This is a genomic window from Polaribacter sp. Z014 (assembly GCF_023555435.1).
Taxonomy (GTDB): Bacteria; Bacteroidota; Bacteroidia; order Flavobacteriales; family Flavobacteriaceae; genus Polaribacter.
Genome location: NZ_JALCZP010000003.1, coordinates 216457 through 232268, shown reverse-complemented (window position 1 = coordinate 232268; position 15812 = coordinate 216457). Strand labels below are relative to the sequence as shown.

At 28.2% G+C, this 15812-nt stretch carries 13 protein-coding genes; 7 read left to right on the top strand and 6 right to left on the bottom strand.

Going from position 1 to position 15812, the window contains the following annotated elements; genetic code table 11:
- Positions 1 to 1071, top strand: coding sequence for a response regulator (locus tag MPF19_RS06230; protein ID WP_249987271.1), 1071 nt, complete (start codon positions 1 to 3; stop codon positions 1069 to 1071).
- Between the two features lie 209 nt (positions 1072 to 1280).
- Here the strand turns inward: MPF19_RS06230 and MPF19_RS06225 are convergent, their stop codons facing one another.
- A complete protein-coding gene (locus tag MPF19_RS06225) occupies positions 1281 to 1613 on the bottom strand; it encodes a YtxH domain-containing protein (RefSeq protein WP_249987270.1) in 333 nt (110 codons plus the stop codon).
- A gap of 230 nt (positions 1614 to 1843) precedes the next feature.
- On the opposite strand from MPF19_RS06225, the gene MPF19_RS06220 reads away from it, so the two are divergent.
- The 3 genes from MPF19_RS06220 to MPF19_RS06210 all read left to right on the top strand — a co-directional run bounded on the left by MPF19_RS06220 (position 1844) and on the right by MPF19_RS06210 (position 3969).
- Positions 1844 to 2320: a hypothetical protein gene (locus MPF19_RS06220; protein WP_249987268.1), complete on the top strand. Its 477-nt coding sequence runs from the start codon at positions 1844 to 1846 to the stop codon at positions 2318 to 2320.
- A gap of 264 nt (positions 2321 to 2584) precedes the next feature.
- Positions 2585 to 3352 (top strand): sigma-70 family RNA polymerase sigma factor, encoded by a 768-nt coding sequence (locus tag MPF19_RS06215; protein ID WP_249987267.1) that lies wholly within the window; start codon positions 2585 to 2587, stop codon positions 3350 to 3352.
- A gap of 254 nt (positions 3353 to 3606) precedes the next feature.
- Positions 3607 to 3969 (top strand): hypothetical protein, encoded by a 363-nt coding sequence (locus tag MPF19_RS06210; protein ID WP_249987265.1) that lies wholly within the window; start codon positions 3607 to 3609, stop codon positions 3967 to 3969.
- A gap of 271 nt (positions 3970 to 4240) precedes the next feature.
- Here MPF19_RS06210 and MPF19_RS06205 read toward each other — a convergent pair whose 3' ends face one another.
- The 5 genes from MPF19_RS06205 to MPF19_RS06185 form a co-directional block, all read right to left on the bottom strand.
- Positions 4241 to 5137 (bottom strand): 3-hydroxyacyl-CoA dehydrogenase, encoded by an 897-nt coding sequence (locus MPF19_RS06205; protein WP_249987263.1) that lies wholly within the window; start codon positions 5135 to 5137, stop codon positions 4241 to 4243.
- A 230-nt stretch (positions 5138 to 5367) separates the two neighbouring features.
- On the bottom strand, positions 5368 to 6078 hold the full coding sequence (locus tag MPF19_RS06200) for a 2,3-bisphosphoglycerate-dependent phosphoglycerate mutase (RefSeq protein WP_249987262.1): 711 nt from the start codon (positions 6076 to 6078) through the stop codon (positions 5368 to 5370).
- A gap of 345 nt (positions 6079 to 6423) precedes the next feature.
- Complete coding sequence (locus MPF19_RS06195; RefSeq protein ID WP_249987260.1) at positions 6424 to 6810, bottom strand: hypothetical protein; 387 nt, start codon at positions 6808 to 6810, stop codon at positions 6424 to 6426.
- A gap of 347 nt (positions 6811 to 7157) precedes the next feature.
- A complete protein-coding gene (locus MPF19_RS06190; RefSeq protein ID WP_203393523.1) occupies positions 7158 to 7523 on the bottom strand; it encodes an arsenate reductase family protein in 366 nt (121 codons plus the stop codon).
- A 4-nt stretch (positions 7524 to 7527) separates the two neighbouring features.
- Positions 7528 to 7749 (bottom strand): hypothetical protein, encoded by a 222-nt coding sequence (locus MPF19_RS06185; protein ID WP_203393522.1) that lies wholly within the window; start codon positions 7747 to 7749, stop codon positions 7528 to 7530.
- A 465-nt stretch (positions 7750 to 8214) separates the two neighbouring features.
- On the opposite strand from MPF19_RS06185, the gene MPF19_RS06180 reads away from it, so the two are divergent.
- From MPF19_RS06180 to MPF19_RS06170, 3 genes are all read left to right on the top strand, one after another.
- Positions 8215 to 9435, top strand: coding sequence for a metallophosphoesterase (locus MPF19_RS06180; protein WP_249987259.1), 1221 nt, complete (start codon positions 8215 to 8217; stop codon positions 9433 to 9435).
- A 503-nt stretch (positions 9436 to 9938) separates the two neighbouring features.
- Positions 9939 to 14096, top strand: a complete 4158-nt coding sequence (locus MPF19_RS06175) for a hybrid sensor histidine kinase/response regulator transcription factor (RefSeq protein WP_249987258.1) — start codon at positions 9939 to 9941, stop codon at positions 14094 to 14096.
- 165 nt (positions 14097 to 14261) lie between these two features.
- Positions 14262 to 15566, top strand: a complete 1305-nt coding sequence (locus MPF19_RS06170; RefSeq protein WP_249987256.1) for a T9SS type A sorting domain-containing protein — start codon at positions 14262 to 14264, stop codon at positions 15564 to 15566.
- The last annotated feature ends 246 nt before the right edge of the window (positions 15567 to 15812 follow it).

The window sequence follows — 15812 nt, the reverse complement described above, 5'->3', positions numbered from 1 at the left end:
ATGAAAAAAATACTATTAATTGAAGACAGTAAAGATGTTAGAGAAAATACAGCCGAAATTCTTGAATTAGAAAACTACGAGGTATCCACTGCCGAAAATGGTAAAATAGGTGTTGAAAAAGCACTTAAAATACATCCAGATTTAATTATTTGCGATATTATGATGCCAGAATTAGATGGTTATGGTGTTTTTAAACAATTACAAAGTAACCTAAAAACAGCTAGTATTCCATTTATATTTTTAACAGCAAAATCAGAAAAATCAGATTTAAGAAAAGGAATGAATCTTGGTGCAGATGATTATTTAATTAAACCATTTGAAGAAGCAGAATTACTTGACGCTATAGCCTGTAGAATCAGCAAAAATGATTTTTTAAAGAAAGAGTATTCTAAAAATATGCAAGGTATGAATCAATTTTTAAATGAAGCTTCAGATTATTTAAATCTAGAAGCTTTATCTAAAGATCGTAGCCTACAAAGTTATAAAATCAAAGAGCGAATTTATGATGAAGGCAATGCTGCGCATCAGTTGTTTTATATAGAAAGTGGTACTGTAAAAACATACAGAACTACAGAATCTGGTAAAGAGTTTGTAATAGGAGTGTATGGTGCTGGCAATTTTATTGGCCAATTATCTTTACTAGGAGATACCGGAACTTATATAGAAACAGCTAGTGTTTTAGAAGATGCAGAGGTATGCGGCATCCCAAAAGCAGATTTTGTAAATCTAATACATGGTAATAGAGACGTTTCTAATAAATTTATTGGAATGATCTCTAATAATTTAATTCACCTACAAGAGCAGTTAGTGGATATGGCATTTGCTACCGTACGTCAAAAAACGGCCAAAGCATTATTAGAACTAGATACTAAAGGTTTAATGAAAGATAAGCAACATGCCGGAATAAGTATTCCGAGAGATGATTTTGCAGGCTTAATAGGTGCAGCCACAGAAACAGCAATTAGAATGTTAACCGAGTTTAAAAACGAAGGTTTAATTGCTATAGAAACCAATAGAAAACTCATTTTGATAAATAAAGAAGGTTTAAAGAAAATTGCAGAGTTTGGGTAATAATCGTTAAAAGTAATAACAAGTTGTACTATCTGTAAATCTGTATAAAATAAAGCACCTATAATTAGTATTTTAGTGATTAAAATAATACTAATTATAAGTGCTTTAAAACTTTTTTGGTTAATATATTCTTCATTACTTTTTATATAGTTATGAGTATTAACATCGATTCTTAAGATGTTTGATTTTAATGCTTCAAAAAATCAAAATTAGTTTTTTTGAAGGTGCGCATTTTTACGTTTAAGTTCTTCTAACTTACTTTCTAAAGCCGTAATAATATCATCTGCCTTACCGCTCATATCAGAAATGGCATCATCTAATTTTTGATCAAATTCTTCTTTTTTATGATTTACGGTTTTTGTAAGTTCTTCTTTAGCATGAGAAACACGTTCTGCAATGTCGTGCTCAAGATTCTCTGCTTTTTGTTTAATTTTTTTTCTAGTTTTTGCACCTTTATCTGGTGCGTACAAAATTCCAATTCCTGCACCTATTGTTACCCCAGTTAATAAAGCCAATAAGGTGTTTTCACTATTCCTTGTCATGATTATATGTTTTTAATACCTGTAAATTGTATGGTCAGGTAGGTTTATAATTTATTTCTATGCCTCAAAATTATGACTAATAATCTATGATTAGAATGACCTGTATCAGTCTGTAAAAAAATAAAAAAGGATTCCAAATAATCAGATTGATATAGGTCATTTCGTATAGGTATTTGTACTATTATTTTAGCAATAGAATAGGCTATATCATTGCCAAGATTATAATATACATGAACTCTAAAGTAGAAGAATTAAAAGAAAAGCGCGTTTTATTAAAAGCTTTTCCTACAATTAAACAAATTGATAATGCTATAAAGCATATTTGCCAACTAAAGATTGATGGTATTCAAATTTCTGTATTAGGCAAACTAGAAGACGTTAATTTAGAGACCAATTTTGCAAATTATTGGACTGAATTAAAAACATATTGTAATGATGAATTACGACTAACTTCAAACTTTGGTGTAGTATCAACCCCTAAAATAGGGGCTGTTTTTATTGCAGGATTTTTGGCTCCTATGTTTTTACAAGAAATTAATGGAAAAAAAATAGGAGCAATGACTACAGGTCTTTATGGCATTTTAAGAGGTATAGGAGTCGCTGAAGAAAGTGTTATAGAGTACAAGAAATCAATAAAAGAAGGTAATTACTTACTTATAATTAGAGGAAATAAAAATGAATTACCTGTCGTGGAAGCTAATTTATAGCAATCTGCTTTATTAGGCAATTTTACGGTGTAATCTTTAATATCTATATAAAATTTTTTTCGCATTTATATTTGTTGCACACTCAAAGGTTTGTTTAATTATATTATTAATATTTAAAGTGTTTGCAATAGGTTTTAAGTTGGTTTTGTTGATGAGACCATATACTTCAAGTAAATCATCAACAACTATATTCTTTTGAGACTGATCTAGGTCAGTCACTTTAATATAAAGCATTTGTAAATTTGGGAAATAAAATTTTTCGAAATGGACAATTTAAAATATTATGAAAGTAAAAAGGAATTTGATGTATTTGTGGCAAGTACTTTTTCCGATTTAAAGAAGTACAAACAAGAAAACAAACAAGCAGATTTTAATAGCTTATTATTAACAGATTTATATGAAGTAAAACACTACATTATTAAAAGATTAAGTACCGCCTTAACCAAAGGAAATTTACCTCAAGGAAAATATAAAGCGGATGATTTTATTAATCGATTATTTATAGAAGTTTATGACCATATTGATGAGGTTGAAAGTGAGAAACAATTATATCCTTGGTTATTTAAAAAAGCCAATGACTTATTAGATGATAAAATTGACGAAGAAGAGTTTGATGATTTCTTTCTTAAAAATATTGATACTTACACGCAATCTGAGTGGGATGAAATGGAAGAAAAATTTAGTACAGATGGTGGTGGAGATTTATTGATGATTGAAGAATTAGATGATATGTCTTACAACCATAATGACTATACATTAAACCATGTATTTATAGAAGATGACGAAAAAGATTGGATTGAAAAGATTGACAGAGATTTAAGTGCTAAAGACATTGAAAATCAAATTGCATTAGTACTACATCATTTACCTTTAGAAATACGAACCGTTTTTCAATTGTCTACTTTTAAACACTTAGAGTTGTTTGAAATAGCTCAAATAAGAAACATAACTACAGAAGAGGTGAAATTACATTTAACTACTGCAAAAAAAGCACTTAAACTTAGTTTTATCAATAGATATCCTTTAAAATAAAAAATAGTTTTGTACGATGAACTACAAGGATTATTATAAAATATTAGGCTGTACTAAGAATACACATTTTTTTAAACGATTTTAAATTCTTTAAAAAAATTGTGTTTAATTATATAAAAATTTTAAAAAAGTAAAAATCTATTCATATAGATTTATTTGCAGAATGATATGGTTCTTGTAAAAAGGAATTGGTTAGAGTTATAACACCGCAGATATAAAATTAAAGTTACATAATAATTTAGAAACTACATACTATGGAATTATTATTATATTCTAGGAAATACAATGAAGCTGATGCTATTCATAATTTTAAGGATTTTTATAACAGTTTACAGATGACGCATTTGGCAAGTGATTTACTGGATAAAGGGCTGTCTCCAAAACAAATTTTAGAAGCAGTGGTTCTGGCTATAAAAATTGCAAATGCATCAGGTATTGAAACAAATGCTCATTTTATGCCTATTTTTAGTGGAATAAACCAAAGCATTGTACAAGATTGTAAACTCTCTCACCTGGGCTACGGTTTGGTACTTATGAATGCAAATGCAAACCTGCCTATTGTTGGTGAATTTCAAGTAGCTATTTTAAATACTTATCTAAATAACAGGACGATGTGAAAAGATGAAGTTTAATAGTTTATGATATCTAATTCATTTATTACTATCTACAGACCAGATGCTAAATATGATGCATTTTCTGCAGCTTTTTTCTAGGCAATAGAATTGTATTATGCCATTTAGTTTCACTAAACTTTTTGTTGTATCAATTATAATTGTGTTAGCTTTAAGATCTGTTACACTGACTCCTTGAACTTACAAATTATTTTATTTTTTTAAGATTTAATTGTTTTCTAAATTCATGTTATAAGTGCAAAATGAATATTAAAAACTATTTTAAAAAATTTGGATTTTTAAAAGCTGGGTTAGGATATTTATAAAACCCTTCACCAGTAGAAACACCCAATTTATTTTTATCGATATAGTGCTCTTTTAAGTAGGCTACGGTTTTTATTTTTAAAGGATCTTTAGTTTTGTTGGCTGCTATTTTATCAATATTATAGGCTGTTGTAATGCCAACAATGTCTAGAATAGCAAAAGGACCTAATGGAGCACCAGTTGCTTTCATCCAAGTTTTATCTATTGTTTCTGGCTTAGCAACTTCATTTACTAATAAAGCAGTTGCTGCATTTATTAATGGTACTAATAGTGAATTTAAAATATAACCAGGTTGCTCTTTATATAAAGGCAAAGGCAACATACCAATTGCTTTGGCAAAGTCAATAATATCATTAAAAATTTGGGGGTTGGTAGTCGCATGCCCCATAATTTCTGCTGTATTATGAATCCATACCGTATTGGCAAAATGTAAAGCTAAAAACTTAGAAGGTCTTCCGGTAGATTCTGCAAATTGACTAGGTAATAGTGTTGAAGAATTTGTTACAAAAACTGTTTTTTCTGGGGCTACTTTTGCTAGAGTTTTATAGAAATTTATTTTTATTGTAGGATTTTCTGGAACCGCTTCAATGAGTAAATCTGCATCTTTTACAGCTTCTGCTAAATTTGAAGTGTATTTTAAGTTTCGATGTGTTTTATCAATTTGTCGCTGCGTTGCTTTTAAGTCTTTTTTATAGGCTTCACCCAAATTGTTGAATTTGTTTTTTGCTTTCTCCAAATTTTCATCTGTGATGTCATAAACAGTTACACAAAATCCGTGAAATGCAGTTTGAAATGCAATTTGATAACCCAAAACTCCGCTTCCTGCTACAGTTATATTTTTATAGTTCATTTTTATATTTTTTTTGTTGATTTTTCACACAAACTTCTTCCTGATAAACTGAAGTATTCCATTCTAAATTTAAAACGGATTTTTTAGCAAGGTATGTATCACTAAAGTTGTCTTTAATTTTAACCATTAACAGTAACTATAAAAAACAGAGATTAAGAGATATCTAAAATTACTTAATCTCTGTTTTTTTTAAATTTCCAATTAAAAAAAACATCCTTTTTTCTAATCTTTTAAAGAACCAATTCGTTTTTTTGTTTTAATGCGTAGTTATCTTTTAAAGTCATTGTACTATCAAAATCATAGATATTTAGGACTCCTGTTTGTACTTCTACTTTTGAAATTTCTGAAGCAGGAATATTTAAAATTTGAGTCATTAATGCTCTAATAGAGTTTCCGTGAGCAGAAACAAGTACGGTATTCCCCTTTACTAATTCTGGTACAATAGCTTCAAAATAATATTCAACGGCTCTTTGTTTGGTGTCTTTTAAAGATTCCGTTAGTGGTAAATTAGAAGTATTGACTTTTTTGTATTTCGGGTCTAATTTTGGACATCTATCGTCATCTAATGATAATGCAGGTGCGGAAGCGCTATAGCCTCGTCTTACCTTCCAAAATAGGTCTTCGCCAACTTCTTTTCTTACTTCGTCCTTATTTCTTCCTTGCCAAGCACCATAATTTCGTTCATTTAGTTTCCAACTTTTAATGAAATCTATTTGCGTTAAATTAGCCGTTTCCAGAATAATTGAAGCAGTTTTAATAGCTCTTTTTAAATAAGATGAAAAGCAAATGTCTATAGCGATGTTTTTGTCTCTAATAAGTTCGCCTGCTATTTTTGCTTCTTCAATACCTTGATCTGCAAGGTCTATATCTGTCCATCCTGTAAATATGTTTTCTATATTCCAGATGCTTTTTCCGTGTCTTACTAGAATTAATTTTCCCATTATTACTTCATTTATAGATTGTTTCAATCTTTATTATCAATTCACAATACCTTTGCTTAGAGTATTCTGTAATTGATATAATTTTTCTTCTTATCTTTTTTACTTTTTTATTATTCTTTGTTTAGAAAATGTGTAATGGTTTACACCCTCAAAATTAGTTTGTAAAATTTGTGTGCATAATGATTTAAGTCAGTATGAAGAAAAAATGTTGCATTTATTTTAATAAATAAGAGATTAGAAAATAGTTAAAAATAAAAAGAAGAATCATAGGTTCTTTTTTGATCAACAACACTTTTATTAGTATCTATTTTAAAAAAGGACAACCCAATAATTCTTTTTAGGTTTTTACATATATTCTTCAAGAAATCTAAAAAAACCTTTTTTAAGTTGGGTGTAAATATGTCTTTGATTTTCCATTTTATTTCTAAACTCAACATGTTTTTTAGCTAATTGAGTATCTAAGGCATCTTTATTTGTCTTGCTTTGTGCTGCAATACGTGTTTCATGTTCTTCAATAATTTCTTGTAAATCTTCTATGACAGCTTCGTGAAGAACAAATTCATTTTGAAAATGTTCTAGTTTTGCAAGTACATCTTTATCTGTCCAACGAGATACGAGTTCACTTAATCTTCTGTTAAAAGATTTTAATTCATCTTCCCAAAAAGCAAGTTCTCGTTTCCAATTTATATGCTCAAAATGCATGTTTTCGTTATATAAAATTTTAGTTTTCATAATGTTGTTGTTTTAAAATTCTAGATTTCAAAGGTTGCATTTTAGTCAGAAATTCAAAATGATACAGGTCATTTTAAAGGTTTATTTAATTATTTTCTAGTGTTACAGTCTAAAATAATGAAAAACTAGTAGATTTAGAGCTTATTAGTTAAGCCCGTTTAGTGTATTTGCTAGACCAAGAAGGCTTTCACCATCTAGGTTTTATCCGAATAGCGTATCATAATGATTCGTTATGCATGTATTCCATATAATGCTATTTATTACGATTTATTGTTTAGCAATTGTTTCTATTTAAAGAATAGAATTTGGGCACGAATTATGCTATAGAGCTAGCTGTTCATTATAATTTAAATCTTAATAATATCCGTAGGTGTTTCAACCAAAATAGTAATATCGCCACGTATTGCTATAGGCTGTTTCATAATTTCGGGATTGTGTTGTATCATTTTAATCCAGTCGTCTGTAGTTAAATTATGATGCTTAAAACGTGAGGTGTAAGCAGGGTGTTCTTGATTAACCAAGTCCGCTACTTCTAAATGCAATCTATCTGCAAGTTCTACAATTTGAGTACCAGTAAGTTTGGTTTTTAAAATATCTATCTCTAGAATCTCTAATCCTTCTGCTTTAGCATAAACTAATGTTTGTTTTGCTCTAACAGATTTTGAACTATAGAATATGGTAATTTGTCTGTTTGATGTAGCTATTTCTCCCATGATATTAAATATTATTTTTTATTTTCTCTTCTTCTAAATAATGTTTTAATATTTGTTTCAAACTTTCTAAATAATCTTGCATCACTGTTTTATCCATGTAAGGATGTTTGCTTACAGGTAAAGTGATAGGGTTTTCATCTAAAGAACGATATAATTCTGGGTAATTCGTTTCAATATTAGTAGTTAGTTCTGTAATTTCCTGTAATATGTTCTGTGAATTTTTCATAATAAATATGTATTTTATGTGAACGTTTTACTCATCTTTCAAAACACCAATAGAATGTAATTTAGCAACTTTTCGATTAAGGAAATAGCCAAAACGAACACAGGTAATGTAGATAAGTCAAAGCCAATAAGGATAGAATATGTAACTGTTTTTATGCCAATTTATCGCGTTCGTTCTGTAATCTATCTTTTAAATCACTAAAAAAATATGCTACACATATTGGATTAAATCTTAAAATAATAAAAAAAGATACAGAGGATCTAACCATCAAGTTGTGCTAATAAAATATCAATATAATGCTACTTATATTTTATACAAATTTAGGGTTACCCTCTTTTTTGTAAAATGATGCAGGTCATTGTGTACGTTTTTAAATGGAAATAATTTTAAAATTCATAATAAAACGGCATCATTAAAAAAGGTGTTTTTTTAATAGTTTTAATATACAAACCCTTAATAAATACGATGCGTAGTTATTCACTATTTACAATAGTTTTACTGTGTCTTACCATTTTAATGGTAGATGTATTTGCCTTTTATTGGTTGCAATCTTTAACAAGTCTTATTGCTTCTTCAGCATTGGTTCTAACAGTAGATATTGCGTTTTGGGTATTTACAGTTGGGCTTATATCTGCCATATTAATACTAAAAGTAAGATTGAATGACATTAATCCGAAGAAAAAACAAATATGGGTATCTTCATTATATGGTTTAACGGTTTCCTCATTTATACCAAAACTTATTTTTGTAATTATAATAACAATTCTTTATACTACTAATGCTGTGTTTTCAGAAAAAGAATCCTTTTTAATAATTCCTATTGTTGGGTTATTTTCGGGGTTTTTGCCTTTTTTTATTATCATTTTTGGCATATTCAAAACAGTGTATCGATTTAAAACCTACAGGTTGAAGATAAAATTAGATTTGTTGCCAGAATCTTTTAATGGATTAAAAATTGTACAAATTTCAGACCTTCATTTGGGTAGTTTTAATTATCGTTACAGTATTTTAGATAGGGCTATTTGTATTATTAATAAATTAGAACCAGATTTAATAGTCTTTACCGGAGATTTGGTAAATAATTATGCTTGGGAATTGCGAGGTTGGGAAGCTGTTTTTAGTAGGCTAAAAGCCAATATAGGAAAGTTTGCTGTATTAGGAAACCATGATTATGGTGATTATAGCAGCTGGAAATCTGATGAAGTAAAACAAAAAAATTTTGAAGAGATAAAAGAATTTTATAAAAAAATAGGATTCAAGTTACTGCTTAACAAAGCTGAACTTATTTTTAAAGATTGTGAAGAAATAGCTGTTGTAGGTGTCGAAAATTGGGGTAACCCACCATTTAAACAATATGGAAATTTAAAACAAGCGCTGCATGATGTTTCTCATGTTCCCTTTAAAATACTGCTCTCTCATGATCCATCTCATTGGAGCGAAGAAGTTTTAGAGAAAACTGATGTTGCCTTAACCCTTTCTGGGCACACGCATGGTATGCAAGCAGGAATAAATTTAGGAGGTAGAAAGTGGAGTCCTAGCCAATATAAATTTAAACATTGGGCCGGATTGTATAAAAACAAAAAGCAGTACCTATATGTAAATCGTGGGTTAGGTTGGCTTGGTTTTCCGGGTAGAATAGGCATGAGGCCAGAAATTACGCTTATAGAGTTAGAACAACTTGTTTAATCTTTAAATTACTGTTCGTAAAATTTAAAGTTTCAGTAATTCAAAGTTCTTCAGAAATCAGTTAAGTCTTCTTAAGAATAAGATCGTTTCAGTAACTACCAATGATTTCTTTTTGGTATCAAAAATACCTTTAGAGAATATTTAAAATAGTGAATAATTTTATCAATTTGATGTTTAAAATATACGTCTAAATGTTTTAAATTATTTTTAGATGAGGGCGAAGTTTTTTATGAGTTTGATATTAAAACCTTGAATAGTTTTGAGAAGTAAAACTATTACGTACGTTGTTCTGTTACAGGTTTAATTAGTGACAATTATACCGTTGTTTTTATCAACCTTTATAAAGAAGTATAACTATAAAGAATCTAATTTAAAAGGGTGAAGTTAGGAGACTTATCTAGTGGTATCTTAATATAGAAAGATGCTTAAAAAAAAGAAGCATTTTATTTCTAACTCATTATAAATTCATTATTCAATTAAAATAAAAAAACTTTAGTATTTTTATGGCTTTATTAAACTTCTATATGCCAATGTTAAAAAAATATTGTTTCGCATTTTTGCTAACATTTTTTAGTACAATTAACTTTTTTTCTCAGGAAAATGAAATTGAGTATGCAAATAAAATTACTATTTCTGATGGTTTGGCACATAATGGAGTAACCTCTGTTTTAAAAGATAGTAATGGTTTTTTATGGATTGGTACCTACGGAGGCATCAATAAATATGATGGTTATAAATTAGTAACTTTTAAAAATACTATAGATAAAGATATTCTTACAAGTAACAGAATACGAGCTATTGCAGAAGATAGTAAAAAAAACTTATGGATTGGTACAGACCAAGGAATTACAATCTATAAGTATTCTCAAGAGAAATTTAAAAAACTATATTCTAATAAACTTGCAGGTAAAGATAACAACGGGCCAATTATAAGAAAGGTTTTTATAAATAAAAAGAACGATAAGGTATACTGTTTAACCGAGGGTAATGGGGTTTTTCTATTCGATGAAAATTATAAGTTTATAAATCAGTTTGTTCCATTAATGAAGGAATCTAACCATTTAAAATTTTATGATGTTTTAGAATTAAATAATGGAAATTTAGTTTTTGCTACTTCAAGTGGATTGTACTTATTTAACGTAGAAAATAATAGTTTTCAAAAATTATTATCATCAACAATAAACAGTGCTAATGCAATTATTAGAATCACCGATTCTCAATTATTAGTAAGTCTTGAAAACGGAATAGCTGTAGTAAATTATAATCAAAAAAGTAATCAATTTAATTTAGAAAATACCATACTTAAAGAGAATCAGTTTAATAGTTTAAGAATAGATGATAATGGAGATTTATGGTTAGGGACTCTAAATAAAGGAATCATAAAAATTAATGATGTAAAAGCGGTAATTGGCAGTAAAGATATCAATCATCTTAAAAAACATTATTTTAATGATAATACAGATAGACTTAGAATAAGTAGTATTATTTCTTCTTCAAATAATATTTGGGTTGGTACTTTTAATAAAGGTTTGTATGAATTCGATATTAAAGAAAACCCTTTTAAGAAGTATAATAAAGGGATGAATTATAAGTATGGTATTACTTCTAATTTTGTTACAAATATTTCTAGTTTAGATAGTATAAGAGCTTATGTTTCTGCTACTTTTGGTGGTATAGGGTTGTTTAATTCCGTTACTGGGAAATTTGAATCTTTGCCTTTTCATATACCTGAAAAACAATTTTTAAATGTTTCATCTGTTTTTGTTGATTCAAGAAAAGATACATGGTTAAAAATTACTGGGATTGGTTTTTTTAGAGTGAAAAAAGGAGAAAAAAAACTAGAAAAAATAGAGAATGACGTTTTAAGTAATACTCTAAATGATTCTTTTAGATCTTATTCAGAAGATAAATTTGGTAATATTTGGATTGGCACCTCTCTAGATGTTTTTAAAATAGCGCTTAATAAGTCTAGCGGTATTAAAAGTATAGAATCTCTTAACTCCAATCCTTTTTTTAATGCTAAAAAAATTGCATTAGCAAGATATGTATATTCAGATTATTTGAAAAATTATATTTGGATTGGCGCAGATTCTGATGGGTTGTTTAGAATAGAAAATAAAGAAAACACTCCTTTAAATAAGTTGAATATAAGCCAGTTTGTAAAAGATAAAAAGAATAAAAAATCTTTATCGAGCAATTTTGTTACTTCAATAGTAAGATTACCAAATAAAGAATTGTGGGTTGGTACAGAAAGTGGAGGTATCTGTAAAATTGAAGAAAAAGAAGGCGGTTTAGAATTTTTTCCATTCACAGAAAAAGAAGGACTCTCAAATAATGTAGTAAAAAGTATACAATATGATAATGATAATAGTTTATGGGTTTCTACAAATATTGGGTTAAATAAGTTCGATCTAAAAAGTAAAGTTTTTAGGAAATTTAATTTAGCAGATGGTTTACCCTTTGAAGACTTTTGGTTTTCTTCAGGTAAACTAGATAACGGAATGCTCTTTTTTTCTGGATTAGATGGTTTTTGCTATTTTAATCCTACTCAAATAAATGCTAAAGAAGAGCTTCCTAAAGTTTGGCTAGAAAATTTTAAATTATTTAACCAAAAAATTAATCCAGGAGATACAATTAGTAATCAAGTAATTCTAAGTAAAAAACTGTCGGATTTAAACACAATAGAACTAAATCATAACCAAAATGTTTTTTCTTTTGATATTGTAAGTTTACATTTTTCTAATCCTAAAAATCATTCATTAAGGTATAAATTATATCCAATTAATAAAGATTGGGTAGAAACTTCTTCAAATAATAACACTATAAATTATAGTGGTTTACAACCAGGAGAGTATGAGTTAAGTTATATGGCATCTAACTCATTAAATGAATGGACAGCTCCTAAAAAACTTAAAATTGTAATAGTTCCTCCTTTTTGGGAAACTAACACGGCCTATTTTATATATGTATTGTTAATTATAATAATACTCTATTTTATAATCTTTATTATAACTAAAATTCAATCTTTAAATCATAATGTTGCCATAGAAAAATTAGAAAAAGACAATGTTAAAGAATTAAACGAATCTAAATTGCGATTTTTTTCTAACATTTCTCATGAAATTAAAACGCCAATCACACTTATTTCTGGGCCTGTAGATGTCTTATTAGATAGGTATAAGAATAATCTTGATGTTTCCGAAAAGTTAGGTTTGGTGAAACGTCAAACAAAAAAAATTAAACAATTAGTAGATCAAGTTCATGATTTTAGAAGGGCTGAAGCTAATTTGTTAAAAATGAATTATTCGAGATTTAATTTTAATATCTTTTTACAAGAATTAGCCAATGATTTTATGTTTTTAGCAAATAAAGACCAAAAGAATTTTGAGCTAATTGCAAAAAATAAAAATATTATTGTTTCGGGAGATAAAAATAAAATAGAAAAAATTTGCAATAACTTAATTAATAATGCTTTTAAATATACCAAGGCAGGAGATGCTATTAAGATTGAATTTAGTTGTAATGAGAAAGACTTAATTGTTTCTGTATCAGATACAGGTATGGGAATAGATGAGGTAGATTTAGAACATGTTTTCGAAAGATTTTATCAGTCGGAATCTACACAAAAAGAACATATTGCAGGGTCTGGTATTGGTTTAGCTTTTTCAAAAAAATTAGTAGAAATGCATTATGGCTACATTAGTGCAACGAGCACGGTAAATGAAGGAACTACCATAAATTTTCAGTTACCAATTGTAAAACAACAAGTGGAAGAAGATGAAGTTTTAGATAAAAAAACAGTAGCACTACCAAAAGAAAAAGAAATAATAATAGACAAACAAATTCTAGATGAAGCAAATTTAACAAACGTAAATGTAAGTGCAGATTTTACGGAATCTTTAGTTTTTTACGCAGAAGATAATTTAGAAATGAGAACGTATGTTACGGGTATTTTGTCTAAATATTTTACTGTTAAGGCTTTTAGAGACGGACAAGAATGTTTAGATGCATTAGAAAATAATTGGCCAGATATTGTAATTAGTGATGTGCAAATGCCTAATGTAAACGGTTTAGATTTATGCATAAGTATTAAATCTGATTTAAAAACAAGTCATATACCAGTTATTTTATTAACAGCCTTAACAGATATAGAAGATCATGTTAGAGGTCTTAGAGATGGTGCAGATGCATATATAAAGAAACCTTTTAATGTACAACGTTTAATAACAAATATAGAAGCATTACTTAATAATAGAAAGCAATTAAGAGAAAGATATCAAGTTGGTATTCCGTTAACAAAAGAAAACAACAAGAATAATAGAAACGATAATGCTTTTTTAGAAAAGTTGTATAGTATAATGGAAGAGAATCTAGACAACCAAGATTTTGACATTAATACACTTGCTAAAGAATTGTATTTGAATAGAACACATTTCTATCAAAAAGTAAAAGTATTAACCAATCAAACTCCATTTGAGCTCATAAAAATGTATCGTTTAAAAAAGGCAGCACAATTTTTAGTACATCAAAAATTATCTGTAAATGAAGTGTTTTTAATGACAGGTTTTAAAAGTAGGACGCATTTTACCAAAATTTTTAAAGAAAAATACAACGTCTCTCCAAGTAAATATGCTGCGGAGAATGAAAATAAACTTTCTTAATAAATAATAAATTTAGTTATTTTAAAGTGTTGCCAATTAGTTGGTAACACTTTTTTTGTGCTTCTTTTAGATTTTACTGAAAACAACATTTTTTTTATTTTAAGAGACATAAGAACTTTATATGTTTAGTTACTTTGAGGACTAACAAATTAAATTCAGTTTATTATGATGAAAAAATTACTAAAAAAAGGTTTATTATTAACTTTTGCGTTATGTGCTTTTGCTGCAAATGCTCAGAAATATACATTTAGTTCAGGTTTAGAAGGATGGGATTTAGCTTATGGAGCAGCAGGTAGTAATTCTGGAACAGTAACTCATTCTGCTACTGAGGGGTTAAATGGAGATGGAGCTTTAGTACTTGCAAGAGAGAGTAATAATTCTAACTTTGGTCTAAATCCAGCAGGGATAGCTGCAAGTACAAAAAAGTTTATTAGAGTAAGATTTAAAAATGCAACTAAAGCTACACAATTTAGAATTCAAGGTGCTCAAGCAGCAGATAACTCTGACCCAAAAATTACAAGTACAATATTTAATATTACCGCTAATTCAACAGAGTATGTAACAATGTATTTAGACATGAGTACAGTTATTGGTTGGGATAATACAGTGGATAACTTAGATATTTTAATTAAAGCAAATTATGAATCTGGAGAAGGTAGTTTTTATTTAGATGAAATAGAGTTTTTAGATTCAGCACCAGATAATACGTATTCAGAGTTTATTTTAAACCCAAGTTTTGAAGGACCTACAGGAACTTCTCATTTAACAGGAGATAAAGATTTTGCAGTTAGAGATCTAACTTCTACACATAAGCATGATGGTGATCTAAGTTTTAGAACCACATATACCGCAGATGCAGAATCTACTCTTTGGGCATTTAGTAGTTATGAAAAAACATATACAAGTAAATTTCCCGTAGATTCAGATATTCAAGTAAAAATGTGGGTTAAATCTAGTAGAACAAGTGTTATCTCTATGTCTACAAGAGTGAAACTTACAAACGGAGGCGTAGATATAACTACAAAACCAATTGCAACAGTAACAACAACAAATACTTCTGGAGATTGGGAAGAATTAACTTTTAATTTAAAAAATGAAGAAGAATTCGACGGAATTACATTATGGTTTTCTTTAAATTATATGGATGGAGAAGCTACAAATTTAGTAAATGGAGATGTTGTGTATATAGATCAAATGACAGCTAGTATATCAGCAGCCACTGCAGGTGTAAAAGATAATTTATTAGAAGGTACAGCTGCATACCCAAATCCTGTTTCAGATATATTAAATGTAAAAAGTCCGATTGGAAGTAAAGTAAGTTTGTTTAATATTTTAGGAGCCAAAGTAAGATCGGCAATTAATAATTCAGACAAATTAGAACTATCTGTGTCAGATTTACCAAGAGGAGTTTATTTGCTAAAAATTAACTCAGAGAACAAATTAAAAGTAAGTAAGGTAATTCTTAAATAATTTTTTAATTATTAAGAGATAAAATAGGCCTCATATCTACTAAGAAGTTTGAGGTTTATTTTATATATGACCTATTAGAATACATTATAATTTTATTAATTTCTTTAAAAATGTTTATTACTCAATTATACAATTTTTGAGGTTGTTTATTAGGGGTTATTTTTACTTAAAAGGTAATAAAGAATATAATTAAGGTAATTTAGATTAATAATAAGGTAAGTTTTTAGAATTAAAAACAAAACTTCA